The 25,161-nt window shown below is 73.8% G+C and carries 20 protein-coding genes and 1 pseudogene; 15 read left to right on the top strand and 6 right to left on the bottom strand.

Features of this window, described 5'->3' with window-relative positions; all coding sequences use genetic code 11:
- Nucleotides 1-125 precede the first annotated feature (125 nt).
- Nucleotides 126-1,337: a M20/M25/M40 family metallo-hydrolase gene (locus tag HQQ78_RS07615; RefSeq protein WP_216844162.1), complete on the bottom strand. Its 1,212-nt coding sequence runs from the start codon at nt 1,335-1,337 to the stop codon at nt 126-128.
- Nucleotides 1,338-1,542: 205 nt separating this feature from the next.
- Here HQQ78_RS07615 and HQQ78_RS07610 point away from each other — a divergent pair, with 205 nt between their 5' ends.
- The 3 genes from HQQ78_RS07610 (at nt 1,543) to phoA (ending at nt 7,950) form a co-directional block, all read left to right on the top strand.
- Nucleotides 1,543-2,739 carry an exonuclease SbcCD subunit D C-terminal domain-containing protein gene (locus tag HQQ78_RS07610; RefSeq protein WP_173151957.1) on the top strand — a complete coding sequence of 399 codons (1,197 nt, stop codon included), beginning with the start codon at nt 1,543-1,545 and terminating at the stop codon, nt 2,737-2,739.
- Nucleotides 2,736-5,759, top strand: a complete 3,024-nt coding sequence (locus HQQ78_RS07605) for an AAA family ATPase (protein WP_173151955.1) — start codon at nt 2,736-2,738, stop codon at nt 5,757-5,759. Before HQQ78_RS07610 ends, HQQ78_RS07605 begins: the two co-directional genes overlap by 4 nt.
- Before the next feature lie 256 nt (nt 5,760-6,015).
- A complete protein-coding gene (gene phoA, locus HQQ78_RS07600) occupies nt 6,016-7,950 on the top strand; it encodes an alkaline phosphatase (protein ID WP_371740396.1) in 1,935 nt (644 codons plus the stop codon).
- Nucleotides 7,951-8,034: 84 nt separating this feature from the next.
- Here phoA and HQQ78_RS07595 read toward each other — a convergent pair whose 3' ends face one another.
- On the bottom strand, nt 8,035-8,289 hold the full coding sequence (locus tag HQQ78_RS07595) for a DUF6458 family protein (RefSeq protein ID WP_043593189.1): 255 nt from the start codon (nt 8,287-8,289) through the stop codon (nt 8,035-8,037).
- A gap of 155 nt (nt 8,290-8,444) precedes the next feature.
- On the opposite strand from HQQ78_RS07595, the gene HQQ78_RS07590 reads away from it, so the two are divergent.
- Nucleotides 8,445-8,915: a DUF805 domain-containing protein gene (locus HQQ78_RS07590; RefSeq protein WP_173151952.1), complete on the top strand. Its 471-nt coding sequence runs from the start codon at nt 8,445-8,447 to the stop codon at nt 8,913-8,915.
- A 287-nt stretch (nt 8,916-9,202) separates the two neighbouring features.
- Here the strand turns inward: HQQ78_RS07590 and aroD are convergent, their stop codons facing one another.
- Both aroD and HQQ78_RS07580 read right to left on the bottom strand, forming a co-directional pair.
- A complete protein-coding gene (aroD, locus tag HQQ78_RS07585; RefSeq protein ID WP_173151950.1) occupies nt 9,203-10,042 on the bottom strand; it encodes a type I 3-dehydroquinate dehydratase in 840 nt (279 codons plus the stop codon).
- A gap of 2 nt (nt 10,043-10,044) precedes the next feature.
- Nucleotides 10,045-10,920, bottom strand: a complete 876-nt coding sequence (locus HQQ78_RS07580) for a shikimate dehydrogenase (protein ID WP_173151948.1) — start codon at nt 10,918-10,920, stop codon at nt 10,045-10,047.
- Nucleotides 10,921-11,049: 129 nt separating this feature from the next.
- Between HQQ78_RS07580 and HQQ78_RS07575 the strand changes: the two genes are divergently transcribed.
- The 4 genes from HQQ78_RS07575 (at nt 11,050) to recQ (ending at nt 17,229) form a co-directional block, all read left to right on the top strand.
- The gene (locus tag HQQ78_RS07575) at nt 11,050-11,469 is read left to right on the top strand and encodes a GNAT family acetyltransferase (RefSeq protein WP_173151946.1); all 420 of its coding nucleotides are present in this window, start codon (nt 11,050-11,052) and stop codon (nt 11,467-11,469) included.
- A 196-nt stretch (nt 11,470-11,665) separates the two neighbouring features.
- The gene (locus HQQ78_RS07570; RefSeq protein WP_173151944.1) at nt 11,666-13,954 is read left to right on the top strand and encodes a bifunctional UDP-sugar hydrolase/5'-nucleotidase; all 2,289 of its coding nucleotides are present in this window, start codon (nt 11,666-11,668) and stop codon (nt 13,952-13,954) included.
- 145 nt (nt 13,955-14,099) lie between these two features.
- A complete protein-coding gene (locus tag HQQ78_RS16375; RefSeq protein ID WP_173151942.1) occupies nt 14,100-15,095 on the top strand; it encodes a type II CAAX endopeptidase family protein in 996 nt (331 codons plus the stop codon).
- Between the two features lie 31 nt (nt 15,096-15,126).
- Nucleotides 15,127-17,229: a DNA helicase RecQ gene (gene recQ / locus HQQ78_RS07560; protein WP_173151940.1), complete on the top strand. Its 2,103-nt coding sequence runs from the start codon at nt 15,127-15,129 to the stop codon at nt 17,227-17,229.
- On the opposite strand, the gene HQQ78_RS07555 is transcribed toward recQ, so the two are convergent.
- Nucleotides 17,190-17,648 (bottom strand): hypothetical protein, encoded by a 459-nt coding sequence (locus tag HQQ78_RS07555; RefSeq protein WP_157485546.1) that lies wholly within the window; start codon nt 17,646-17,648, stop codon nt 17,190-17,192. The genes recQ and HQQ78_RS07555 overlap by 40 nt on opposite strands.
- A 405-nt stretch (nt 17,649-18,053) precedes the next feature.
- On the opposite strand from HQQ78_RS07555, the gene HQQ78_RS07550 reads away from it, so the two are divergent.
- Both HQQ78_RS07550 and HQQ78_RS07545 read left to right on the top strand, forming a co-directional pair.
- Nucleotides 18,054-18,803 (top strand): lysophospholipid acyltransferase family protein, encoded by a 750-nt coding sequence (locus tag HQQ78_RS07550; protein ID WP_173151938.1) that lies wholly within the window; start codon nt 18,054-18,056, stop codon nt 18,801-18,803.
- Nucleotides 18,804-18,809: 6 nt separating this feature from the next.
- Nucleotides 18,810-19,718 (top strand): NAD(P)-dependent oxidoreductase, encoded by a 909-nt coding sequence (locus tag HQQ78_RS07545; protein WP_256415792.1) that lies wholly within the window; start codon nt 18,810-18,812, stop codon nt 19,716-19,718.
- Between the two features lie 33 nt (nt 19,719-19,751).
- Here the strand turns inward: HQQ78_RS07545 and HQQ78_RS07540 are convergent, their stop codons facing one another.
- Nucleotides 19,752-20,342 (bottom strand): TetR/AcrR family transcriptional regulator, encoded by a 591-nt coding sequence (locus tag HQQ78_RS07540; protein ID WP_159825848.1) that lies wholly within the window; start codon nt 20,340-20,342, stop codon nt 19,752-19,754.
- A 22-nt stretch (nt 20,343-20,364) separates the two neighbouring features.
- On the opposite strand from HQQ78_RS07540, the pseudogene HQQ78_RS15855 reads away from it, so the two are divergent.
- The 5 genes and pseudogenes from HQQ78_RS15855 to HQQ78_RS07520 form a co-directional block, all read left to right on the top strand.
- Nucleotides 20,365-21,495 (top strand): annotated as a pseudogene (locus HQQ78_RS15855) (MFS transporter); the annotation flags it as partial.
- A 108-nt stretch (nt 21,496-21,603) separates the two neighbouring features.
- Nucleotides 21,604-22,689: an alkene reductase gene (locus HQQ78_RS15850; RefSeq protein WP_256415791.1), complete on the top strand. Its 1,086-nt coding sequence runs from the start codon at nt 21,604-21,606 to the stop codon at nt 22,687-22,689.
- A 203-nt stretch (nt 22,690-22,892) separates the two neighbouring features.
- Complete coding sequence (locus tag HQQ78_RS07530) at nt 22,893-23,327, top strand: hypothetical protein (RefSeq protein WP_056049374.1); 435 nt, start codon at nt 22,893-22,895, stop codon at nt 23,325-23,327.
- Between the two features lie 160 nt (nt 23,328-23,487).
- Nucleotides 23,488-24,114, top strand: coding sequence for a CDP-alcohol phosphatidyltransferase family protein (locus HQQ78_RS07525; RefSeq protein ID WP_123572106.1), 627 nt, complete (start codon nt 23,488-23,490; stop codon nt 24,112-24,114).
- A 69-nt stretch (nt 24,115-24,183) separates the two neighbouring features.
- Nucleotides 24,184-25,146: an SDR family NAD(P)-dependent oxidoreductase gene (locus HQQ78_RS07520; RefSeq protein WP_173151931.1), complete on the top strand. Its 963-nt coding sequence runs from the start codon at nt 24,184-24,186 to the stop codon at nt 25,144-25,146.
- The last annotated feature ends 15 nt before the right edge of the window (nt 25,147-25,161 follow it).

Below are 25,161 nucleotides of genomic sequence, written 5' to 3'. Positions count from 1 at the left end.
GGCGCCACGGCAGCGAACCGCCGAGTGGACAAGGCGCCGTGTCGCGCGGCGGCGTCGTGTCCACTCGGCGGTGCAGAGCGGTGCAAAGCACTGCAAGGCGGTGCGGTGGGGTTGGTTGGGGCGGACTAGGCGAGGTCGGCGAACAGGGCGCTGACGAACTCGGTGCGCTCGACCATGCCGTGCACGCTGATCCACTCGTGTCGGGCATGCGCTCCGCCGCCGACGCCGCCGACCCCGTCGAGCACGGCCAGGCCCAGCGCGGCGGCGAAGTTGCCGTCGCTGGCGCCGCCGACCGACACCTCGCGCAACTCGAAGCCGAGCGAGGTGGCGACCCGGGCGGCGCGTTCGTACAGCGCGCCGGTCGCGACCGAGCGCTCCATCGGCGGGCGGTTCCAGCCGCCGGTGACCTTCAGCGTCGCGGCCGGATCGTGCGCCGCGAGCCCGGCGAACACCCGCTCGATGCGCTCGGCCTCGGTCGACGAGGTGACGCGCACGTCGACCATCGCGCGGGCGTAGCCGGCCTTGACGTTGGTGCGGGTGCCGCCCTGCAGCACTCCCACGTTCAGCGAGGTGCCCGCCTCGACGTCGGCGGCCGCGTGCAGGGCCAGGACGACGCGGGCGATCTCGTCGACGGCGCTCGCACCGGAGCGCGGGTGCAGGCCGGCGTGCACCTCGACCCCGAAGGCCTCGACCTCGAAGATGCCGACGCCCTTGCGGGCGGTCTTGACGGCACCGTCGGCGGCCGACTCGAAGACGAACACCGCGCCTCCTCGTCCGACCTCGCGCTCGATCGCCTCCCGCGAGGCGAGGCTGCCGACCTCCTCGTCGCCGTTGAGCAGCAGGCGCACGTTCGGCCGTGGCAGCCCCAGGCGGTCGCCGATCGCGAGGGCGTTGCCGAGCTGGATCAGCCCGGACTTCATGTCGAAGACGCCCGGGCCGGTCATGCGGTCGCCCTCGACCGTGACGGGCCACCCGGCCAGCGTCCCCTCGGACCAGACCGTGTCGTAGTGGCACAGGGCCGACACCCACTCGGTCGAGCCCGACGGCGACGGGTAGTCGAGGGTCACCGTGTCGCCGTAGCCCTCGACGACGTGCACCCGGCGCTCGGCCGGCGGCCCGACGGTCTCGCCGAGCCAGGTCTCGATCCAGCGGAGCCCCGCCTCGAGCAGGTCGACGTCGTCGGACGGCGTCTCGAGGCTCGCGTAGGTCGTCAGGTCGGCCACCATCGCGTCGAGGCGGGCCTCGACCTCGCGACGGAGGGCGGTGACCTGGTCGGGCTGCAGGGCGTCGTGGCTCACGGTCTCGCTCTCGTCGGGCCCGCCACGGTGTGCGGGCATCTGACCATCTCACTCCCGTGGGCGGGGCGGCGACCGGTGGGGAGGCGCGGCGCGGGACCCGAGGAGGCGCGGCGCCGGACCGAGGAGGCGCGGCGCGGTACCCGAGGAGGCGCGGTCGGCTCTGTCGGAGGCCCCCGATACAGTCGGAGGCACCGACTCCGGCACCCGTTGCCGCACCGACCGCGACATCCACGAGAGGGGCGCCGTGCGCATCCTGCACACCAGCGACTGGCACCTGGGGCGCATGCTGCACGGGGTCGACCTGCACGAGCACCAGCAGGTCTTCGTCGACCACCTGGTGGGGCTCGTGGTCGAACGGTCGATCGACGTCGTGGTGGTCGCGGGCGACGTGTACGACCGGGCCGTCCCCGCGGTGCCCAGCGTGCGCCTCCTCGGCCGGGCCCTCGCCGGCCTGACCGAGCACGCCACCGTGATCGTCACGCCGGGCAACCACGACTCGGCGGTGCGTCTGGGGTTCGCGGCCGAGCTGATGCGCCCGGGCCTGCACCTGCGGGCGTCGGTCGACCTGCTCGACGAGCCCGTCGTCGTCGACGACCCGGACGGGCCGGTCGCCTTCTACGGGCTGCCCTACCTCGACCCCGACAGCGTCCGCAGGTCCCTGGCGCCGGCGGGTACCGACGAGCCGTTGCCCCGGTCGCACGCGGCCGTCGTGGGTGCGGCGATGCAGCGGGTGCGCGACGACCTCGCCGGGCGGCCCGGCACCCGGTCGGTCGTGGTGGCGCACGCGTTCGTCGTCGCACGGCCCGCAGCCGACCGCGAGCCCGAGGGTGCCCCGGCACCCGAACGCAGCGAGAGCGAGCGCGACATCCGGGTGGGCGGCGTCGACTCCGTGCCGTCGGCCGCGTTCGACGGCGTCGACTACGTCGCCCTCGGCCACCTGCACGGTGCCCAGCGCGTCGGCCCGTCCGGTCGCCTGCGCTACTCGGGTTCGCCCCTGGCCTTCTCGTTCGGCGAGCGGAACCAGGTCAAGTCGTCCACGATCGTCGAGCTGACGGCCGACGGCTCGGTCTCGGTCGAGCTCGTCCCGGCCCCCGTCCCGCGACGACTGGCCGAGGTGACCGACTCCCTCGACGCCTTGCTCGACGGGCGCCACGACGACCTGCGCGACGCCTGGCTCCGGGTCTTCGTCACCGATCCGGTACACCCCGAACGGCTCTACACGCGGGTGGCCGAGCACTTCCCGCACGCCCTCGCGATCCACCACACGCCCGTCGGTGCGGTCGAGGCCTCGGCGCTCGCCGCCGTCACGGCCGAGTCCGACCCGATCGAGGTGGCGGCCGAGTTCGTCGCCTTCGCCTCGGGCGGGGCGGCGAGCGAGACCGAGCTCGCCGTGGTGCGCGGCGCCTACGAGGCCGCACTCGCGAGCGAGGTCGGCGAATGAACCTCCACCGGCTGACCCTGAGGGCCATCGGGCCCTACGCGGGCGAGCACAGCATCGACTTCGCCGCGCTCGGCGCCTCGGGCACCTTCCTGCTCGAGGGCCCGACGGGCTCGGGCAAGTCGACCATCATCGACGCGATCGTCTTCGCCCTCTACGGCGGGCTCGCCGGTTCGGCCTCGACGCCCGACCGCCTGCGCAGCCACCATGCCGCCCCCGACGTCGAGCCCTTCGTCGAGCTCGTCTTCGAGAACGGCGCGGGCGTGCATCGCATCCGACGCACGCCCGCGTACCGCCGCCCGAAGGCACGCGGCACGGGCACGACGCCGGCGAACGCGACCGCAAAGCTGTGGCGCCTCTCGTCGCCCGACGCCGTCGACGGCGAGATCGTCTCGATCAGCACGCAAGAGGCCGGCGCCGAGGTCTCGCGCATCCTCGGCCTCACGCGCCAGCAGTTCGTGCAGACCGTCGTCCTGCCCCAGGGCGAGTTCGCCGCCTTCCTCCGCTCGACCGGCGAGAAGCGCAAAGAGGTCCTGCAGTCGCTCTTCGGCACCGAGATCTACGAACGCACCACGGCCGAGCTCGTCGACCGGCGGAAGGTCGCGAACGCCGCCGTCGCCGCCGCCGACCGCGACATCGAGCTGGCGCGCGCGAGACTGCTCGAGGCCAGCGGCCTCGAGGCCGAGGCCCTCGACGAGGGGCTGGCCGCCGACGGCGGGGCCGCCCTGCTCGGGGATCTCGAGGCCCAGGCCGTCGCCGCGTCGGCTCAGCGGTCACGGGTGGTCGAGGCCCGAGACGCGGCACGACGGTCGCTCGATGGCGTGCGGGCGCTGGGGGCGGCACTCGACCGACGAGCCGACCTGACCGTCCGGCGGACGCGCCTCGACGAGGGCGACGGCGAGATCGCCACGGTCCGCTCGCGTGTCGCCGCGGCGACCCGGGCCGCGACCGTGACCGATGCGCTCGCCGCGGTCACGCGGGCGACCGAGGCCGAGCGTGATGCGGCGTCACGCCTGGCCGAGGCCGCCGGGGCCGCCGAGGCCGCCGGGGTCGCCGGGGTCGTCGCCGACGGCGAGACGATCGCGGCGGACGGCGAGATCCCGCTCCGAGCCGACGTCGCCGCCCGTCGCGACGCCCGACTGTCGGAACTCGCCCTCCTGACCGAGGCGGCCCGGACCGAGAAGGCCCTGCCCGGTCGTCGCACCGCCCTCGAGGCGGCCGAGCGATCCCTGGTGGACGCCGACGAGCGGCGCCGTGAGCTCGACGCGCACCTCGTCGCGGCCCCCGCCGTGCGGGCGTCGCTCGTCGTCGAGCGCGACGCCCTGGCCGACGCCTCGACCGACCTCGTCGCCGCCGAGCAGGCGACGGCCGAGGCGCGGCTCCGCCTGCGTGACCTCGACGACCTCGACGCCCTCGGCCGGGCCGTCGACGCGGCGTCCGCACGACTGGCCGACGACTCGGCGGCGGCGCTGCGGGCACTCGACGACGAGGCGGGCCTCCGCCGTCGGCAGATCGAGGGCATGGCGGGTCACCTGGCCGCCGGTCTGGTCGTCGGCGATCCGTGCCCCGTGTGCGGCTCGCGAGAGCATCCGGCCCCGGCGGCTCCCGGCACCGAGCACCCCACCGACGACCAGGTCGAGGCCGCGTCGCGGACGTCACGAGCGGCCGAGGCCCGTCAGCGCGAGTCCGCCGCACGGCACGCGACCGCCGAGGGGCGGGCCGCCGAGGCCCGCCGCGCCCTGGGCGACCTGACCCGCGACGACGTCGAGTCCGACCTGGCCCGGCTCGCCCTGCGCGTGTCCGAGGCCACCCGGACCCGTACCGCCCTAGCGGCATCCGAGGCGGCGCTCGTGGCCCACGACCGCGAGGTCGACGAGCTGCGGGCCGAGCGGGACGACCTCCGCGAGCGAGCCGCCACCGTCCGGGAGCGCGTCGCCGCCGACCGGCGGGCCCTGCTCGACGACGAGGCCGAGATCGCGCGACTGCTCGACGGTCGGGCCCCGACCATCGCCGAGCTCACCGCAGCGGTCGGTGACGGGGTCGAACGCGACACGCGCCTCCTGACCCTCCTCGACGCCGCCGACGTGGCGTCCGACGCGGCGGCCGTCCGACGTGCCGAGCTCGCGGCCGCCCTCGAGCGCAGCGGGTTCGACGACGTCGACCAGGTCGCCGACGCCGCCCTCGAGGCGGGCGACCTCACCGCGCTCGAGGCGCAGGCCTCGGCCCACGAACGCGAACGGGCGATCGTCGCGGCCGGGCTGGTCGAGCCCGAGGTCGCGGTGCTGACCGGCGACGAAGTGGCGGACGTCCCGTCGGCCGTCGAGGCCCTCGACCTGGTCGAGGCCGAGCTCGACGAGGTCACCGACCGCGCGACGCGCACCGGCGACCGGGCCGAGCGGGCGCGCCAGGCCCTGGCCGCCCTCGAGGCCGTGACGGCCGCGGCCGACGCCGCCGTCGAGCACGCCCGGGCGGTGGTGCGCATGGCGAACCTCGCCAGCGCCTCGACCGGCGAGAACGTCAAGGGCGTGACGCTCGGCACCTACGTGCTGCTGCGCCGGTTCGACGAGGTCGTGGCGGCGGCGAACGTCCGGCTGTCGGTCATGTCGAGCGGGCGGTACGAGCTCGCCTCGTCCGACGAGCGCGAGGTCGGGTCGCGCTCGCGCAAGACGGGGCTCTCGCTCGTCATCCGGGACGCGACCACCGACACCACCCGCGACCCCGGCAGCTTCTCGGGCGGTGAGACCTTCTACGCCTCGCTCAGCCTCGCCCTCGGCCTCGCCGACGTCGTCCAGGCCGAGGCCGGCGGGCTCGAGCTCGGCACCCTGTTCGTCGACGAGGGGTTCGGCTCGCTCGACCCCGAGACCCTCGACGCCGTCATGAGCGAACTCGGCCGGCTCAGTGCCTCGGGGCGGGTGATCGGCATCGTCAGCCACGTCGACGAGCTCAAGCAGCGCATCGCCGACCGGGTCGAGGTGCGCCGCCGCCCCGACGGGTCGTCGGTGCTCCGCTCGACGGCCGGCTGAGCAGGGAGGGCAGCGCGGGTCGGCTCAGCGGGACGGGTCGGCTGAGCAGGGCAGCGGGGCGGGGCAGCGCGGCGGGCCGGCCGGCCGGGGCGGCGGGGCGTGCCAGCCGAGCGGACGACCCCCGTGCGACGGTGTTCACCCGCGCGCACGGCCTCGTTCACGTGGCGGCCACCCGGCAGGAGTCTGCTGGTCCCCGCCCCGCGGCGACTCCGTCGCGTGGCGACCGGATCACGATCACGATCACAGGAGCAGAACCGTGTCGAAGAACACCCCGAACCGCCGGCGTGCGGCCCTGACGACGGGGGTCGTCGCGACGGCCGCCGCCGCCGCCCTCGCCCTCAGCCCCGTCGCCGCCTTCGCGGCCACCCCCGCGAACGTCGCCCAGAACGGCGGTGCCGCCCGCAGCATCGACGACAGCACGCAGCTGCTGCTCGACTCGGTGGAGGCCGGCCCCGCCAAGAACGTCATCCTGCTGATCGGCGACGGCATGGGCGACAGCGAGATCACGTCGGCGCGCAACTACGCCTACGGCGCCGGCGGAACGCTGCCCGGCATCGACGCCCTGCCCCTGACCGGCCAGTACACGACGTACTCGGTCTACCGGGACGGCGCGAACAAGGGCAAGCCCGACTACGTGCCGGACTCCGCCGCGACCGGCTCCGCCTGGGCCACCGGCACGAAGACCTACGACAACGCCATCTCGGTCGACGTCGACGGCGTCCCGCAGGACACCCTGCTCGAGATCGCCAAGGCCAACGGCAAGAAGACCGGCAACGTCTCGACCGCCGAGCTGCAGGACGCCACCCCGGCCGTTCAGGCCGCGCACGTCGCCGCCCGCAGCTGCTACGGCCCCGACAGCGTCACCCAGTGCGGCGCCGACGCGCTCGACCAGGGCGGCCTCGGCTCGATCAGCGAGCAGATCATCGGCACCCGTGCCGACCTGACCCTCGGCGGAGGCGCGACCTCGTTCGGCCAGTCCGCCCGCGCCGGTCAGTGGCAGGGCGACACCCTGTTCGCCCAGGCGCAGGACCGTGGCTACCAGGTCGTGCGCGACGCGGCCGGCCTCGACGCCCTGACGACCGCCGACCAGGCGCAGCCCGTGCTCGGCACCTTCACCGACGGCAACTTCCCGACCCGGTACGCCGCCACCACGGCGACCGTCGGCGGGGCCGACCTGGCCCCGCAGACCTGCCAGCCGAACCCGGCCCGTCTGTCCACCGGCCTCTCGCTGCAGTCGCTGACCGAGAAGTCGATCGACCTGCTCGACACCGGTGACCAGGGCTTCTTCCTGCAGGTCGAGGGCGCCTCGATCGACAAGCGCGACCACAGCGCCGACGCCTGCGGTCAGATCGGTGAGGTGCTCGACCTCGACGAGGCCGTCCAGTCCGCCCTCGCGTTCGCGAAGGCCGACGGCAACACGATGGTCATCGTCACGGCGGACCACGCGCACACCAGCCAGATCGTCGACTCGACGCCGCCCGCCACGCTCAGCACCGCGCTGACGACGGTCGACGGCACCACGATGAAGATCGCCTACGGCACCGCCGCGGCGGGCGGGTCGCAGCAGCACACCGGCACGCAGTTGCGCGTCGCGGGTTACGGCCCCGGTGCCGCGAACGTCGTCGGCCTGATCGACCAGACCGACAACTTCTTCACCATCGTGAACGCCCTGCAGCTCGACCGCGACCTCGACGGCCTCAGCACCGACGCGACGATCTCGGCTCCGACCGAGGTCGCCCCCGGCGCCGAGTTCCCGGTCAGCACCGCCGGCCTCGCCGGCGACCGCCAGGTCACGGGCACGCTCGACGTCGACGGCACGGTGACCGACCTCGGCATCGCCGACGTGATCGACGGCGTCGCGACCTACACCGTCACCGCCCCCACCGAGCCCGGCAGCTACACGATCACGCTGACCGGCACGCAGAGCGGCACGACGCTGGCGACGACCGTCGCCGTCGTCGAAGGCGCCGTCACCCCGGCTCCGACGACCCCGCCCGCGGCGGTCCCCGGTGACGGCTCGAGCGCAGGAGGCGCGGGGACGGCCGGCAACGGAAGCGGGCCCCTCGCGTTCACCGGCTCCGACGCCCTGCCCGCCCTGCTGCTCGCGCTGATGCTGGCCGGCACCGGTGCCGCCCTCGTGCTGCGTCGTCGCCACCGCGCGGCGTCCGTGCAGGACGGCGTGCAGCTCTAGGCGTTCCCCGCCCCGACACACGGGAGGCGCGGTGCCAGCCGGCACCGCGCCTCCTGCGTTCTCGGGTCGCGTCGGACCCTCGGGTCAGACCAGCGGGTCGCTGTCGGTCGAGCGACGCTCGACGCGCTCGCCCGTGGCCGGGTCGACCGCGCTGCGGGTCGTGGAGACCGTCGAGCGGCGGCGCGACGCGAAGGCGATGCCGATGATGGTCACGACCACGCCGGCCGCGATGAGGATGTAGCCGATCAGTTTGATGTCGATGCCCGCGACCTGGAAGTCGAGAGCGAACGCGAGGACCGCGCCGATCACGATCAAGGCGATTCCGCCGCCGATGCTCATGGGGTCTCCTTCGTCTGGCGCCGCCCCGGATGGGCGACGGCGCCGACGCGAGGGTCGGCGGGCCCCACAGTACCGACGGGCCGCGCCGATCGGCCACGACGCGGCGGAGGCGCTGCGAGGATGGTCCTGCCCGTCACCCCACCGCAGGAGATCCCATGACCGGACCCGCAGGCCCCGTGCCGCTCGACCAGCCGTACCACCGCGCCTCGCCGAAGGTCGCGGTCGTCCGGTTCTGGCGCAAGTACGCCACGTTCCACGGGAGGGCGAGCCGCAGCGAGTACTGGTGGTGGTTCGTCATCGCGCTCGTGCTCCAGGGGGCGCTCCAGGCCTGGGCCACGGGCAGCGGCGGGACGTCGACCTGGGCCGGGGGCGACAACGGCGACTGGACCTACATCGACCCACAGGGCGTCGTCGTCGTGCTGTGGTCGGTGGTCAGCTTCCTGCCGACCCTGGCGCTGCAGTCGCGGCGCCTGCACGACGGGGGCTTCACCGCCTGGTACGTGCTCTTCTACCTGCTGCCCGTCTTCGGGTGGCTGACCCTGCTCGTCATGTCGCTGCTGCCCTCGCGCGCCTCGGGCGAGCGGTTCGACACGGGTGGCGAGCGGCAGTACCCGGGCCCGGCCTGACCCGGCCGGACGGCGCCGGAGTCCCGCCCGGGCGCGGCGGCGACGGCGTCGTCGAGGGCCCCGGTCCTCGTCGTGGACCACGTGGCACTCGTGGGCGCAAGGGGGTTACGGGGTCGGACCACCGACCGCTAACCTGTTCGCACTCCGGTGGGCCCGACCGCCGTGGTGGTCCCGTTGAGCGACGTCCGTCGCTCGTTTCCCGGTGGTGGACTCTGCGTGCGTCGGGCCTCCGGAGCCCTGACGCCCGAGGCCCCGGACGAAGCCGGTCCGACGCCGAGGCGACGCCGTCAGCCCTGCTGCGCCTCGTGCACCAGCTCGAGCGCCGCCCGCAGCCCCGCCGCCGGGACCTGTCCGGGCGCGCTCGTCGCCCCCGCCGATCCGAACGTGACGCACGAGCCGAACGTCTCGCCCAAGAGCCGGGACACGACGCCGAGCGGCCCCATCGACATGGTGATCGCGGGCACGATGCCGGCACCCGCCCGGAACTCGGCCGTGGCCCGCATCAGGGTCAGCACGTCGTCCGTACTGGACGGCATGGCGGCGAACTTCGCCACGTCGGCACCGTTCTCTTGTTGTTCGAGCAGGCGTGACACGATCTCGCCCTGCGTGGGGGTGCCGCTGAAGTCGTGCGACGACATCACCACGACGAGCCCGGCGTCGTGCGCGGCGTCGACGAGCCCGCCGAGCAGGTCGGGGTCGGTGTACATCTCGACGTCCACGGCGTCGAGCAGCCCGGTGGCCATGGCCGAGCGCAGCACGGCGTCGTAGGTCGCGGGGGCGACGTCGTGCTCGCCTCCCTCGGGCTCGGTCCGCAGGGTGAACAGCAGGGGCAGTTCGGCGTCGAGCGCGCCACGCACCCGACGGACGACGTCGGCCACGAGGTCGAGGTCGGCGGCTCCCGTCGCCTCGGTTCCCGTGCGCACGGGGCCGTCGGGGTCCGGTGCCGCGGCGAACGCGGCGTCGACGAAGTCGATGCGTAGCTCGACCAGTTCGGCCGTGTCGGTGTCGAGCGCCGAGGCGGCGTCGACCAGCGCGTCGAGGGTCCGGGCCACGAGCGGGACGCAGACCGCGGGACGCCCGGTGCCGAGCGCGACCCGACCGATCGAGACCGGCAGTGGGGTCGCCATCGTCAGCGCGCCACGCTGTCGGTGGTCGACCGGTCGCGGATCGGCGAGCCCACGGAGGCGCGCAACGCGTCGCGCAGGACGCCCTCGTCGGGGACCGGCTCGTCCTGCGCCCGCCCGGAGAAGAGCCTGACCTGGCCGAGCGCCTGCTCGACGAGCATGTCGAGGCCGTTGAAGACGATGCCCCCGTCGGCCGACCAGCGCGACGCGAGGCGCGTCGGCCAGGGCTCGTAGGCGACGTCGAAGAGGACGGACGAGCCACCGGCCGGACGCAGGTGGAGGTCGTCAGCCGCGCCGCCGGGCAAGGTGCTGATGACGAAGTCCAACGGGCCGAGCGAGGGCAGCTCGGTGAGCGGGGCGACCATCACGTCGGCGCCCAGCTCGGCGGCCAGGGACGTCAGCTCGCCGGCGCGCATGGGGTTGCGCAGGTGGATCGAGAAGGACCGGGCGCCGAGATCCCACGCGGCGGCCATCGCGGACAGGGCGGTCGCGCCCCCGCCGAGGATGGTGGCCGCGGCGGGCCGGGCGTCGTGGAAGCCCTCGACGCTGCGGACGATGCCGTCCACGTCGGTGTTGTGCCCGTGGCGGCGACCGTCGTCGTCGATGACGACGGTGTTGGCGACCCCGAGACGTCGGGCGAGCGGCGAGACGGTGTCGAGCAGGGGCAGCACCTCGCGCTTGAGCGGCATCGTCAGGCTCAGGCCGCGCCAGCTCGCGTCGAGGCCCCCGACGAAGTCGGCGAGCCCGCCCGAGGCGACCTCGACCCGGTCGTAGTCGAAGGGCAGGCCGAGGTGCTCGTACGCCGTGCGGTGCAGCACCGGTGACAGCGAGTGCTCGATCGGCGACCCCAGGACGGCGAGACGTCGGCGAGCATCGGTCACGGGTGGGCCCCTCCCTGCGCCCGCGGCTCGGACGACGACCCACCCTAACGCGAGGGCCCTGAGGGGGTGCGGGGTGGTGGCGACCGGCACCGCGCCTCCTCGTCCCGTCGGGTCTGGCAGGGTCGGTGCATGCAGATCCGACCCTTCGACGAGGCCGACACCGAGACCGTCGTGGCGCTCTGGGAGCGCTGCGGGCTGACCCGCCCGTGGAACGACCCGCGACGCGACATCGAACGCAAGCTGACCGTCCAGCGCGAGCTGTTCCTGGTCGGCGTCGACGCCGAGGAGGCGCTGGTCGCGACCGCGATGGCCGGGTACGACGGCCATCGGGGCTGGGTGTACTACGTCGCGGTCGAGCCCGATCGCCAGGGGGAGGGGTTCGGCCGGCAGCTCATGGCCGAGGTCGAGCGGTCGCTCGAGGCGCTGGGCTGCCCGAAGGTCAACTTCCAGGTGCGCACCGGCAACGAGCGGGTACGGGCGTTCTACGAACACCTGGGGTACTCGGTCGACGACGCGTTCGGCATGGGCAAGCGGCTGATCGCCGACTGAGGCGCGGTGTCCGGAGGCTCCGGTGGAGCCCCTCGGCGGGCCCGTCGATCGGTCTCGCGGCGTCGGATGAACAACATGTGACGATCTTCGGCGGACTCTTGTCGGGTACCCAGCGAGAACTTAGGGTCGTGTGGTGCGCCCCCTGTCGGGGGGTGCCGTCCCGCCCGAACCGTCTTCTCCAGGAGCACCGACGCCCATGCGCATCAGCCCCCCGTCATCCGAGTCCGTCCCGACGGGAGGCCGGCGGCGAGTCCGCGGTGCGGCCCTCGCGTCCGTCGCCACCGGCACCCTGCTGCTCGGCCTGGTCGCCGCGGCACCGGCCCAGGCCGTCCCGGTCACGATCGACCTCGTCGGCATCAACGACTTCCACGGTCGACTCGAGGCCGACGCCCCCGGTGCTCGCGCCTCCATCGCCGGCGCGGCCGTCCTCGCCGGCGCCGTCAAGTCGGTCGAGGCGCAGAACCCCAACACGCTCTTCGTCTCGGCGGGCGACAACATCGGCGCCTCGACGTTCACCTCGTTCATCCAGGACGACGAGCCGACCCTCGACGCCCTGAACGCCATGGGCCTCGACGTCAGCACACCGGGCAACCACGAGTTCGACAAGGGCCAGGACGACTTCAACGGCCGTGTCCGGGCGAACAGCGAGTTCCCCTACGTGAACGCGAACATCCTCCGGAGCGACGGCACGCCCGTCTACGACCCCTACGTCGTCGAGGAGATCGGCGGCGTCCGCGTCGCGTTCATCGGCGCGCTGACCGAGACCATGCCGACGCTCGTCAGCCCGGCCGGCATCGAGGGGCTGACCTTCGCCCCCGTCGTCGAGTCGGTCAACGCCGTCGCGGACGACATCGTCGCGGCCGACGCGGCCGACGCCATCGTCCTGCTGCTGCACGAGGGTGCCGAGACCGGCAGCCTCGACTCCGTCACCGGCGACAACGCGTTCGGCGAGATCGCCCGCGGCGTCTCGGGCGACGTGTCGGCCATCTTCTCGGGACACACCCACCAGGGCTACGACTACCTCGTCTCGCCGTCCGACGGCGGCCCGCAGCGTGCCGTCGTCCAGACGGGCAGCTACGGGACGAACCTCGCCCGGGTGACCATGACGGTCGACCCCGCCGCCACCGCCTTCCGCGATCGCGTGACCATCGCCTCGCACCGACTGGTGCCGCTCTACGGTGCCTTCACGCCCGACCCCACCGTCCAGGCCATCGTCGCCTCGGCCGTCGACGTCGCCGCCGAGCGGGGGGCCGAGGTCATCGGTTCGATCAGCGACTCCTTCAACCGGGCCTACAACGCCAACCCGGACGCCAACGGACTCCCCGTCTCGAACCGGGCCGGTGAGTCGACGCTCGGCAACTTCGTCGCCGACATCCAGCTGTCGTCGACGACGGCGAGCGGTGCCCAGCTCGCCTTCATGAACCCGGGCGGCCTGCGGGACGACCTGCCCTTCGTGGCGCCGGACGGCGACGTGACGTACAAGGCCGCCGCGGCCGTGCAGCCCTTCGCCAACACGCTCGTCGTGGTCGACATGACCGGCGCCGAGATCCGCCAGGTGCTCGAGCAGCAGTGGCCGACCGCCGGTCGTACGAGCACCCTGAAGCTCGGCACGTCCGAGGGTCTGACCTACACCTACGACCCCACCGCGGCGGCGGGCTCGCGCATCGCGGCCGTCTCGCTCGACGGCGTGGCCGTCGACGACGCCACGATCTACAAGGTGACGGTCAACTCGTTCCTCGCCTCGGGTGGCGACGGGTTCACCGCCTTCGCCAACGGTCGCGCCCACGCCGACAGCGGCAAGGTCGACCTGCAGAGCCAGCTCGAGTACTTCGACGCCCAGGCCGGCGACCCGTCCGACCCCGACTTCGCCTCGCGTTCGGTCGGCGTCTCGGGGCTGACCGCTGCGCCCGTCGGCGGGTTCGCCGCCGGTGACACCGTGTCGATGACCCTGTCGTCGCTCGTCCTGCAGCAGGCCGCCGCGGACGCGTCGGGCACCGTGACCGCGACGCTCGACGGCGTCGAGCTCGCCTCGGCCCCGATCGACGAGACCATCCTCGACAACTCCGACGAACAGGGTCGTGCCACGGTGACCTTCGTCGTCCCCGAGGGCATCACCGCTCCCGCTGCCGGACCGGTCACGCGCCAGGTCGTGCTCTCGGTCGCCGGCACCGGCACGACGGCGTCCGTCCCGGTCGTCTTCGCCGCGGCGGCCGCTCCCGTGGTCGTCCCGCCGACCGACCCCGGCACCACGCCTCCGGTCACGACCCCCGGCGGCACCGTGCCCGGCACCACCCCCGGCTCGCGCCCGGGCACCACGCCCGCCGGCACGGTCCGCAACGCCGACGGCTCGCTGGCCTTCACCGGCCAGGACGGCCTGGGTCTCGCGGCCCTCGCCGGTCTCGTCCTGATGCTGGCCGGCGGCTCGGCGCTCGTCGTCGCCCGCCGCCGTCGCCTCCGCGCGACGGTGACGCCCACCGAGGGCTGACGCCCCCGGCACCGCACCACCGATTGAACGTCGCACCACGGAATTCCCTGGTGCGACGTTCCTTTCGTGGTGCGACCATCGCGCGGCGGCGCGGAGGCGACGGCGGCACGACCGACCGGCACCGCGCCTCCCGTACGCTCGTCGGGTGACGACGTTCGCGTACCACCGCCTCTTCCGTTCCCTGCCCTCGTACCGGTGGTGGAAACCGCTGCTGGCGGCCGTCGTGGCGGCCGTCACGTACCTGCTCGCGTCGGTCGTGGTCTACGTGGCAGTCCTCGGGGTGACCACGGCCGTGGGCGGCACCGCCGCCGCCGAACGCCTGCAGCGCGGCATCGAGGGCGACGCCCTGGCCGCCGCCGACCCGCTCGTGCTCTTCACGACGCTCGCCTCGATCGCGGTCATGCTGCCGGCCATCATGCTGGGCACGCTGATCGTCGGCCCCGGCGCGGTCGGCAGCCTCTCGAGCGTCGCCGGGCGGCTGCGCTGGCGGTGGCTCGTGCGATGCCTCGTGCCCGCCCTCGCGTTCATGGCCTTGACGGTGGGGCTCAGCTACGTCGTGGTGCCCCCGCTGTCGGGCGAGCCGATCGGCACCGGCCCGGTCACCACGCCGGCCGACACCCTCGTCTGGGCGGTCGTCGTCATCCTCGTGGTCACGCCGCTCCAGGCGACGGCCGAGGAGTACGCGTTCCGCGGGCTCGCCATGCAGACGATCGGCTCGTGGTTGAGGTACCCGATCGCAGCGATCGTCCTTCCCACGGTCGGGTTCGCGTTCGGCCACGACTACAACGCGTGGGGCATGCTCGACGTCGCCGTGTTCGGCGTGGCCGCGGCCTACCTGACCTGGCGCACCGGCGGGCTCGAGGCGGCGATCGTCGCGCACGTGCTCAACAACACCGTGCTCTTCCTGTTGTCGGCCCCCTTCGCGGGCGTCGAGTCGAGCGACGGCAGCCCCCTCGCCCTGGCGGTGACGCTGGTCTCGACGCCGCTCTACGTGTGGCTCGTGCTGCGGGCGGCCCGACGCACCGGGCTCGTGACGGTCCGCAGCGCTCCTCTCGTGCCCGGCGCTCCCGCGCCGGGCGAACCCCTCGTCCCCGGTGCCCGTCCGACCGACGACCGTCCCCAGGAGGCGCGGGTCGACTGACCGCGTCGGCGGCCGCTCGTAGACTCGACGCGTGACCACCACCGCCTCGCCCGCCCTGGCTCCCGACGCTCCCACCGCAGCCCTCGACGTGCTGCACCGGGTGTTCGGCTACGACGAGTTCCGTGGACAGCAGGCGCAGATCATCGACCAGGTGGTCCAGGGCGGCGACGCCCTCGTGCTCATGCCCACGGGTGGCGGCAAGTCGCTCTGCTACCAGGTGCCCGCCCTCGTCCGCGACGGCACGGGCATCGTCGTCTCGCCGCTCATCGCGCTGATGCAAGACCAGGTCGACGCCCTCGAGGCCGTCGGCGTCCGGGCGGCGTTCCTCAACTCGACGCAAGACCCCGACCGTCGTCGTGCGGTCGAGCAGGCGTTCGTCGCGGGCGAGCTCGACATGCTCTACCTCGCGCCCGAGCGGCTCAAGCTCGAGTCCACGAAGTCGCTGCTCGACCGGGGCCACGTCTCGCTCTTCGCCATCGACGAGGCCCACTGCGTGGCGCAGTGGGGGCACGACTTCCGTCCCGACTACCTCGAGCTGTCGGTGTTGCACGAGCGCTGGCCCGACGTCCCGCGCATCGCGCTGACGGCGACGGCCACCGAGACCACCCACCGCGAGATCTCACGCCGCCTCGAGCTCGACGACGCGAAGCACTTCGTCGCCGACTTCGACCGGCCCAACATCCAGTACCGCATCGAGGCGAAAGACGGCCCACAGCAGCAGCTGCTGCGGTTCATCCGCACCGAGCACGACGGCGACGCCGGCATCGTGTACTGCCTGTCCCGCAAGTCGGTCGAGAGCACGGCCGAGTTCCTGGTCAAGCAGGGCATCCCGGCGCTGCCGTACCACGCGGGCCTCGAGGCGCAGACCCGGGCACGCAACCAGGCGCGGTTCCTGCGCGACGAGGGCATCGTGATGGTCGCCACCATCGCCTTCGGCATGGGCATCGACAAGCCCGACGTCCGTTTCGTCGCGCACCTCGACCTGCCCAAGTCGGTCGAGGGCTACTACCAGGAGACCGGCCGGGCCGGCCGCGACGGCCTGCCCTCGACGGCCTGGTTGGCCTACGGCCTGCAAGACGTCGTGCAGCAGCGGCGCATGATCGACCAGTCCGAGGGCGACGCCGAGCACCGCCGCAAGCTCGGCGCCCACCTCGACGCCATGCTCGCCCTGTGCGAGACGGTCGAGTGCCGACGGGTGCAGCTGCTCGGCTACTTCGGTCAGGCGAGCACCGCCTGCGGCAACTGCGACACCTGCCTCTCGCCGCCCGAGTCGCTCGACGGCACGGTGCCCGCCCAGAAGCTCCTCTCGACGGTCGTCCGGCTGAAGCGAGAGCGCAACCAGCAGTTCGGCGCGGGCCAGATCGTCGACATCCTCGTCGGCAAGTCGACCCCCAAGGTCCTCCAGAACCGCCACGAGCAGCTGTCCACCTTCGGCATCGGCACCGAGCTGAACGACGTCGAGTGGCGCGGCGTCGTCCGGCAGCTGCTCGCCCAGGGGGTGTTGGCGGTCTCGCCCGACGGCTACGGCACCCTGCTGCTCACCGACGCGGCGGGCGAGGTTCTCTCGGGCGGCCGCACCGTCCGGTTGCGGCGCGAGCCCGAACGTCCGGCGCGCTCGGCCCGGGCGCGGAGCGGGTCGGGTTCGTCGGGCCGCGGCTCCTCACGGGGCGCCGCCGAGTTGACGGGTGACGACGCCGCCCTGTTCGAGACGCTGCGCGAGTGGCGTGCCGGCGTGGCCCGTGCGCAGGGCGTCCCGGCCTACGTGGTGTTCGGCGACGTCACCCTGCGGGGCATCGCATCCGAACGGCCCACCTCGCTCGATCAGCTCGCGGGCATCAGCGGCGTCGGCCAGAAGAAACTCGACACCTACGGTCAACAGGTGCTCGCGGTCGTGGGCGGCACCGCACCGGCCGAGGCGGCGGCCGTCGGATCGTCCGCGACGGCTTCGGTCAGCACCACTCCCCGCTCGCCGCGAGCGACCTCGACCGCCCCCGCTCGTGGTGCCCGCCGTGCCGCGCCGCCCGCCGTCGACGAGGTGCCCGAGGTGCCGGCCGACGATCTCTACGACGTGCCGGCCGACGCTCCCTACGACCCCTACGACGACGCCCCGCCGCCGCCCGACGACTGGCGCTGACCCGGGGTCGACGGGCCGAAGCCGAGCAGCGGGAACGCCTGCGACAGGACGACCAGGGCGACCGTCGTGATCACCATGGCCGAGAACCCGCCCAAGAAGGGCTGTCCGTTCATGCGGGCGACGTAGGCCGCGGCGAGCAGCACGGCCCCGCCCGCCGGGGGTGCCAATCCGATGAAGCGCATGCTCGTCCGGTCGAGCGCAGCGCCTCGGCGCGTCCGGCGGACCGACGAGACCGCCACGACGACGAGCGCGAGCCAGACGACCGCCGACAGCACGTAGAGGCCGGTCGCCACGACCGTCGCGGTGAGACCGACGCCGACCGAGGTGCCCGCGCCGACGATGCTGGCGACGGCGAAGTAGGTGGAGATCAGCGCGGTGGCGCCGAAGACGACCGGCAGGCGCGAAGGGCGGGTGGTCATGGTCTCGTCGTCCAAGGCGGTCCTCTCGGGTCGTCGGGGCTGTCGTCGGGGGATGCGGCGGGGCACTCGGGGCACTCGGGGCGCCTCGGGCCGTCCGGGGCCGTCCCCGGCTGTCGGAGCCGGGGCGCGGGGGGGCCGTCCGCCCGGCCGGACCACCGCCCACGGGGACGGGCGGTGCGTCGCGGCGCTCGCCCCGGGTCTCGGGTCGATCCCCCGACGAGGACTCGTCGGAGGGTCGTGAACCGGACGAGCGTCCCGTTTCGGTCGGTCTCCGACGATAGGCCGCGGCTCCGGCGGCGGCAATCCTCCCTGAGGGGGACACCCGTTGTTCCCCGAATCGGGTGGTGCGGGTGGGTGCCGAGGGCCCCCGGGTGAGGCGCACAGGCGAGCCATGCGCCTCGGGGAATGTGGCGTCGGGCACAGTGGAGCGTGCTCACAACCCTCAGCCGTTCGGTCCTGTCACCCCTGGTGCGCGCGGTCTGGCGCCCCCGGGTGATCGGGCGCCGCAACGTCCCGCGGCGCGGCGCCGTCATCCTGGCCAGCAACCATCTCTCGTTCATGGACAGCGTCGTGATCACCCTCATGGCACCCCGTCAGGTCTCGTTCCTCGCGAAGAACGCCTACTTCACCGGCTCGGGCCTCAAGGGTCGGGCGTCGCGGGCCTTCTTCACCGGCATCGGCGCGATCGGCGTCGAGCGAGGGGCCGGGTCCGCCGCGCAGCACGCCCTCGACCTGGGCCTCGGCAAGCTGACGGACGGTGACGCGTTCGCGATCTACCCCGAAGGGACGCGCTCCCTCGACGGGCGGCTCTACCGCGGCCGGACGGGCGTCGCCTGGCTCGCGCTCACGAGCGGGGCCTCGGTCGTGCCGGTCGCCCTCACGGGGACGCAGGAACTGCAGCCGGTGGGCACGCGCTTCCCGCGCCTCCGGAAGGTCACCGTCGAGTTCGGCGAGCCCATCGACCTCTCGCACCACGGGGAGGCGAAGTCGGGTCGGGCTCGTCGGCACGCCACCGACGAGGTGATGGCGGCCGTCCAGCGTCTCAGTGGCCAGGTCGAGGCGGGCGTCTACAACGATCCGCCCGCTCCCTCGGTCGTCGCCCGGGTGCGTCGCGCGATGCGGCCCGACCCCGTCGGGCCCGATCCGCTCGACTGAGCCGCGCTGCTCGCGCGTCCCGGGCGTAGCGTCGGGGCCATGAAGGTCGCAGTGCTCGGGACGGGCATCATGGGTCAGGGCGTGGCGGGGACACTGCTGCGCGAGGGGTTCGACGTCACGGTCTGGAACCGCACGAGGTCGAAGGCCGAGCCGCTCGCCGCCGACGGTGCCGTGGTCGCCGACACGGCGCGGCAGGCGGTCGAGGGCGCCGACGTGGTCGTCACCGTGCTGTTCGACGGCGACGCCGTGCTCGAGGTCCTCGACGAGGCCGCCGACGCGAGCGGTGCCGACACCGTGTGGGTGCAGGCCAGCACCGTCGGCGAGGCCGACACGGCCCGCGTCGTCCGGACGGCCGACGGGCACGGACTCCGGCTCGTCGAGGCGATGATGCTCGGCACGAAGAAGCCGGCCGCGACGGGGAAGCTCGTCATGCTGGCCGCCGGCGGCGACGCCCTGCTCGACGCCGTGCGTCCGGTCCTCGACGCCATGGGCTCCAAGACGATCGTCGCGGGCGACACGGTCGGGCAGGGCACGGCGCTGAAGCTCGCCGCCAACGCGTGGATCGCCACGATCACCGCCGCCACGGCCCAGTCGCTCGCGCTGACGGAGGCCCTGGGCCTCGACCCGCAGCTCTTCCTCGACGCCATCGACGGGGGCCAGTCGGACACCCCGTACGCGCACCTCAAGGGCGCGACGATGATCGCCGGCGACTACCCGGCCCAGTTCGCGCTCGACGGCATCCGCAAGGACCTCGACCTCATGCAGGAGGCCGCCCAGGGCACGGGCTTCGACACCGGTCTGCTCGAGGCGCTGTCCGGCGTCTACGCGACGGCGGCCAACCGGGGGCACGGCGGCGACGACATCGCCGCGGTCCGCACCGGCTTCGACCGGGACGGTTCCGCCGAGACCCGCTAGGACCGCCGAGACCCTCGTGCGCGCAGGAGGGTCTCAGCGGCCGGGGCTCGTGGGGCCGGTGGCGCCGGCGGCGGCGATCAGTGACGCCGCGACGGCCCGGCCCGTCGTCGTGTCGCGGTCGGGCTCGCGGAGTCGCATGGCGAGGTCGCCGGTGACCACCAGCAGCAGGCGTTCGGCGAGGCCCTCGGCCTCGGGGCCGACGAGCGGGCGTGCCAGGTCGGTGAGTCGCGTGCGCAGCGTCTCGGTGTCCAGCCGCACGGCCTCGGCGACGTCGGCGGGAGGATCGACGTACTCGGCCGCCGAGGCGAGGAACGCACACCAGCGCGCCCCCGTCGGGCGGGACCGGAAGTCGTCCAACGCGTCGAAGATCGCGAGGAGGCGCGGGCCGGCCTCGTCGCACCGGGCGACGGCGGCGTCCCAGGTGGCGAGCCAGTCGTGGTGGCGACGGGTCAGCGCTGCGGCGACCAGCGCCTCCTTGCTGCGGTAGCCGCGGTACATCGTCGCGGCCGACACGCCGGCGCGGGCGAGGACGGCGTCGACGGGCGTCGCGGCGATGCCGTTCGTGAAGAACAGGTCGTCGGCGGCGTCGAGGATCTTCTTCTCGCTGGCCGGGCGCAGGGGCATGCGGACAGCTTAGGCTGTGAAAATGAAACGCACGTTTTCGATTGGCTCCGGGCTCGTCGCGGCCGGCACGGCCCTGATCGCCGTGACCTACGGCCTGGTCCGCCTCGCCTACGGGCTGTACCTGCCCGAGACGCAGGCCGACCTCGGGTTCGACGCCGGCATCGCCGGGCTGATCTCGTCGGGCGGATCGCTCGCCTACGTCGCCGGCGCGGTGGCGGGGTTCGCGGCGTCCGCCCGGCACCCACGAGGCCTCGTCGTCACGGCGGGTGCGGCGGCCTCGATCGGTGCCGCGGGCATGGCCCTCGCGCCCGACGTGGTGCCGTTCGCGCTCGCGGCCGTGCTCAGCTCGGCCGGGGCCGGCCTCGCGTCGCCGGCCCTGGTGCGCCTCCTGCAGCGCGGTCTCGAGCGCGGACGGCAGGCGCGCGGCCAGACGGTCGTCAACGCCGGGACGGGCCCGGGCCTCGTGGCGGCGGGACTCCTGGCGTCCGCCGTGCTGCCCGACTGGCGACTCGCGTGGTGGGCGGCCGTCGGGGGAGCGATCGTCGCGGCCGGGGCCGTCCTCGTGCTCGACCACCGTGGCTCCGTGGCTCGACCGAGCGACGCGACGGGTGCCACGACCTCGGTCGGGCGCGACCTCCTGCCCCCGCGGTCGTGGTTCGTCGACCACCGGTGGGTGCTGGTCGCGGCGCTGCTCGCCGGTGCCGCCTCGGCCGGGGTCTGGAACTTCGGGCGCACGTTGCTGGTCGACGCCGGGGTGGCGGCCGAGCTGTCGGTCGGGGCCTGGGTCTGCCTCGGCGTGGGCGGCACCGCCGTCATCGCCACCGCCCGACCGCTGGCGCGCCTGGCCCCTGGGGCGGTCTGGGCGCTCACGCTGGTCGCGATGGCGGCGGGCACGGCCGGGCTGGCGACCCTGCCGGGCGTCGTGCCGGTGGCGTTCGTGGCCTGCGCGGCCTTCGGCTGGGCCTACACGGCGGCGACGGGTGCGCTGATCGCCTGGACGGCCGAGATCGACGCCGAGCGGGCCGCGAGCGGGACGGCCCTGCTCTTCGTGCTGTTGGTGCTGGGCCAGGCCGTGGGGGCCGTCGTCCTGGGCGCGCTCGTCGGGACCGGCGGCTACGGCGTGGCCCTCGCCGTGGCAGCCCTCGGCGCCCTCCTCGCGGCGCTCCCGGGCCTCGTGGGCCGGGGAATGCATCGTGCAACGGGGGCGTTGCCTCACGAGCGCCCCCGCCCGAGGGCGCGTCACCGTTCGGAAGGACCACCCTTGGACCTCTTCTCTCCCGCCACCTTCGGCCAGCTCGAGCTGCGCAACCGCGTCGTCATGGCGCCCCTCACCCGTCTCCGCTCCGGCGACGACGGCGTTCCGGGCGACGTCGTGGTGGAGCACTACCGTCAGCGCGCCTCCTTCGGTCTGATCACGACCGAGGGCACCTGGCCCTCGCAGGAGTCCAAGGCCTACGACGGTCAGCCCGGCATCGTCACCGACGAGCAGGTCGCCGGCTGGAAGCGCGTCGCCGACGCCGTCCACGCCGAGGGCGGCCAGATCGTCATGCAGGTCATGCACGGTGGTCGCGTCTCGCACACCGACATCACGCGCACCGACCGCATCGTCGCCCCCAGCGCGATCGCCATCGACGGCCAGGTGCACACCGCCACCGGCAAGGTCGACTTCCCCGTGCCGCACGCCCTCACGACCGACGAGGTCCACCAGGTCACGGCCGACATCGTCGCCGCGTCGAAGCGCGCCGTGCTCGAGGCCGGGCTCGACGGCGTCGAGATCCACAGCGCCAACGGCTACCTGCTGCACGAGTTCCTCTCGCCCGTCTCGAACGTCCGCACCGACGAGTACGGCGGAACCCCCGAGAACCGCGCCCGCCTCGCGATCGAGACCGCGACCGCCGTGGCCGAGGCGATCGGTGCCGGCCGCGTCGGCATCCGCCTGTCGCCCATGCACAACATCCAGGACGTCGTCGAGACCGACGTCGCCGACGTGACGGCCGTCTACCGCGCGCTCGTCGAGGGCCTCGCGCCGCTCGGCCTCGCCTACCTCAGCGTGCTGCAGGCCGACCTGCGCGGCGAGCTCGTCCAGGACCTCCGCACGCGCTTCGGCGGCGCCTTCATCGCCAACAGCGGCTTCGGTCAGATCACCACGCGCGACGAGGCCATCGCCGAGGTCGCCGACGGCCAGGCCGACGCCGTCGCCGTGGGCCGCTTCGCCATCGCCAACCCCGACCTGGTCGAGCGGTGGCAGGGTGACCACGAGGTCAACGAGCCGAACCCCGCCACGTTCTACGCCGAGGGTGCCGAGGGCTACACGGACTACCCGACGCTGGAGCACGCCGCGCGCTAGTCCGGCGCCCGCACCGCGGACCCCGTCCCGGGCGACCCACCACGTCCTGCCGTGGTCGGTCGCCCGGGGCGGGGTCCGTCGTCGTGCGGCCGGTCCGTGCGACCGGTCCGCGCGGCCGCCGGCGCACGGCGCACGGCGCACGGCGAGCCGAGGAGGCGCGGGTCGCGTCACCCGCGCCGCGCACCCGGCGTAGACAGGACGGCATGACCGACGTGAAGCACCCGTCCGACCTCGGGATCGACGTGAGCGAGGGCTCGCCGCAGCAGCTGTACCGCTGGCTGCTCGCGAGCGTGTTGTTCGGCCGGCCCGTGCAGCAGAGCGTGGCCGCCGAGACCTACCAGGTGCTCGTCGACCACGGGCTGACGAGCCCCGCACGCTTCGCCGAGCACGACCACGAGGGGCTGCGCCGTCTGCTCGACGAGGCCGGCTACGCCCGCATCGACCACGTGATGAGCGACGAGCTGCACGAGGTCATGGGGCGCATCGACTCCGACTGGGGGTCGGTGAACCACCTCGTGCGGTCGTCGGCCGACCGTGCCGAGCTGACCCGCCGCCTCACCGACCTCAAGGGCGTCGGCCCGAAGACGGCCGAGATCTTCACGCGGGAGCTGCCCGCCGCCCTCTACGGCACCGCCTGACGGCACCGCCTGACGGCACCGCCGGACGGCGGAGGCGTCCTCGGGTCGGGAGCGGGGCACCCGTAGACTCGAGGCGATCTCGGGGGCGCGCCCGCGCCTCCTCGGGTGTGATCGGTGCGACCGGCACCGACGGTCCGCGCGATCGTGCAGAGGGGGCCCCGTGACGCTCGTCGACAAGCTGTTCCGACAGGACGAATGGCGCACCGTGCCCAACGCCATCTCGGCGGCCCGGCTGCTGCTGCTGCCGGTGTTCCTCGTGTTGATCGTCGGGCAGCACTACTGGTCGGCGATGGTCGTGATCGCGGTCGTCTTCGTGACCGACTTCCTCGACGGGTTCATCGCCCGCCGGACGAACACCACCTCCGAGCTCGGCCGGTGGCTCGACCCGGTGGCGGACCGCATCACCGTGATCGTGGTCGTCATCGCGTTCGTCGCGGGCGGTCTCGTGCCGTGGCCGGTCCTGCCGCTGCTGCTCGTGCCCGATCTGCTGCTGAGCGCCTATGCCCTGTTCGTGCTGGCCGGGGCCTCGTTCCCGGTGACGTGGGTCGGCAAGATCCGCACCGCTCTCATCTTCGTCGGGCTGCTGCTCGTGCTGGTCGCGGCCGCGGTCGTGGACCAGTTCGGCGGATCGGGAGGCGCGTCGTCGGCCCCGCTCGCCGACGCCGGTGCCGTCGCCCGCACGATCGGCCTCGTGGTGCTCTGGGCCGGACTCGTCGGCCACTGGGTCGCCGCCGTCCTCTACGCCGCGGCACTCGTCCGCACCCGTCGCGCCCGCCGAACCGCCTGACGGTCCGGGGCCCGACCGCCCGTCCAGGCCCTGACCGCCCGCCCGGGGCCCGGGCGTAGCGTCGACCCCATGACTCGCATCACCACCCCCTTCAGCGCCGCCACCACCGCGGACGAGGTCGTCGACGGCCTCGACCTGACCGGCAGGCGCATCGTCGTGACCGGCGCCGCGTCCGGCATCGGCATCGAGACCGCCCGCTCCCTCGTCGCCGCCGGCGCCGACGTGACCCTCGCCGTGCGCCGCCCCGAACAGGGAGACAAGGCCGTCGCCGACATCCGCGAGAGCACCGGCGACGGCGGCGGCACCGTCCGTGCCGCGATCCTCGACCTCGAGAAGCGCGACACCCTGCAAGCCTTCGCCGACGCGTGGCAGGGCCCGCTCGACGTGCTCATCGACAACGCCGGCATCATGGCCACGCCCGAGACCCGCACCCCCGAGGGGTGGGAACTCCAGTTCAGCAACAACCACCTCGGTCACTTCGCCCTCGCGAACGCGCTCCGAGGAGCCCTGGTCGAGGGCGCCCAGGCCTCGGGCACCCCGTCGCGACTCGTGTCGCTCAGCTCGACCGGCCACCACTTCTCACCCGTCGTCTTCGACGACGTGATGTTCGAGCGTCGCGAGTACGACCCGTGGTCGGCCTACGGCCAGTCGAAGACCGCGAACTCGCTCTTCGCCGTCGGCGTCACGCAGCGCTGGGCCGACGACGGCGTGCTCGCCAACGCCGTGCACCCGGGCGGCATCATGACGCCGCTGCAGCGCCACCTGCCCAAGCAGGAGATGCTCGACCGCGGCTGGATCGACGAGGACGGCACCCCCAACCCCGCGTTCAAGTCGACGCAGCAGGGGGCCGCGACGTCGGTCTTCGTGGCCGTCCACCCCCTCGCCGAGGGCGTCGGGGCCCGCTACTTCGAGGACGTCGCCGAGGCCGAGCCGTTCCGCGAGGACGCCCGCGGTCGCGGCGTCAAGGACTACGCCCTCGACCCCGAGCAGTCCGACCGCCTCTGGGCGCTCAGCGAGCAGCTGCTCGCCTGACCGACGCAGGCACAG

It is taken from the genome of Frigoribacterium sp. VKM Ac-2859 (assembly GCF_013204925.1).
In the GTDB taxonomy this organism is placed as follows: Bacteria; Actinomycetota; Actinomycetes; order Actinomycetales; family Microbacteriaceae; genus Frigoribacterium.
This window is presented reverse-complemented; position numbering and strand designations above follow the sequence as displayed.

What these genes read in the sequence shown, in the direction of transcription:
- HQQ78_RS07615 (WP_216844162.1), bottom strand. Translation starts at nt 1,337, where the DNA reads ATGCCCGCACACCGTGGCGGGCCCGACGAGAGCGAGACCGTGAGCCAC.
- HQQ78_RS07605 (WP_173151955.1), top strand. Translation starts at nt 2,736, where the DNA reads ATGAACCTCCACCGGCTGACCCTGAGGGCCATCGGGCCCTACGCGGGC.
- HQQ78_RS07595 (WP_043593189.1), bottom strand. Translation starts at nt 8,289, where the DNA reads ATGAGCATCGGCGGCGGAATCGCCTTGATCGTGATCGGCGCGGTCCTC.
- HQQ78_RS07590 (WP_173151952.1), top strand. Translation starts at nt 8,445, where the DNA reads ATGACCGGACCCGCAGGCCCCGTGCCGCTCGACCAGCCGTACCACCGC.
- aroD (WP_173151950.1), bottom strand. Translation starts at nt 10,042, where the DNA reads ATGGCGACCCCACTGCCGGTCTCGATCGGTCGGGTCGCGCTCGGCACC.
- HQQ78_RS07575 (WP_173151946.1), top strand. Translation starts at nt 11,050, where the DNA reads ATGCAGATCCGACCCTTCGACGAGGCCGACACCGAGACCGTCGTGGCG.
- HQQ78_RS07570 (WP_173151944.1), top strand. Translation starts at nt 11,666, where the DNA reads ATGCGCATCAGCCCCCCGTCATCCGAGTCCGTCCCGACGGGAGGCCGG.
- HQQ78_RS07555 (WP_157485546.1), bottom strand. Translation starts at nt 17,648, where the DNA reads ATGACCACCCGCCCTTCGCGCCTGCCGGTCGTCTTCGGCGCCACCGCG.
- HQQ78_RS07550 (WP_173151938.1), top strand. Translation starts at nt 18,054, where the DNA reads ATGTGGCGTCGGGCACAGTGGAGCGTGCTCACAACCCTCAGCCGTTCG.
- HQQ78_RS07540 (WP_159825848.1), bottom strand. Translation starts at nt 20,342, where the DNA reads ATGCCCCTGCGCCCGGCCAGCGAGAAGAAGATCCTCGACGCCGCCGAC.
- HQQ78_RS07530 (WP_056049374.1), top strand. Translation starts at nt 22,893, where the DNA reads ATGACCGACGTGAAGCACCCGTCCGACCTCGGGATCGACGTGAGCGAG.
- HQQ78_RS07520 (WP_173151931.1), top strand. Translation starts at nt 24,184, where the DNA reads ATGACTCGCATCACCACCCCCTTCAGCGCCGCCACCACCGCGGACGAG.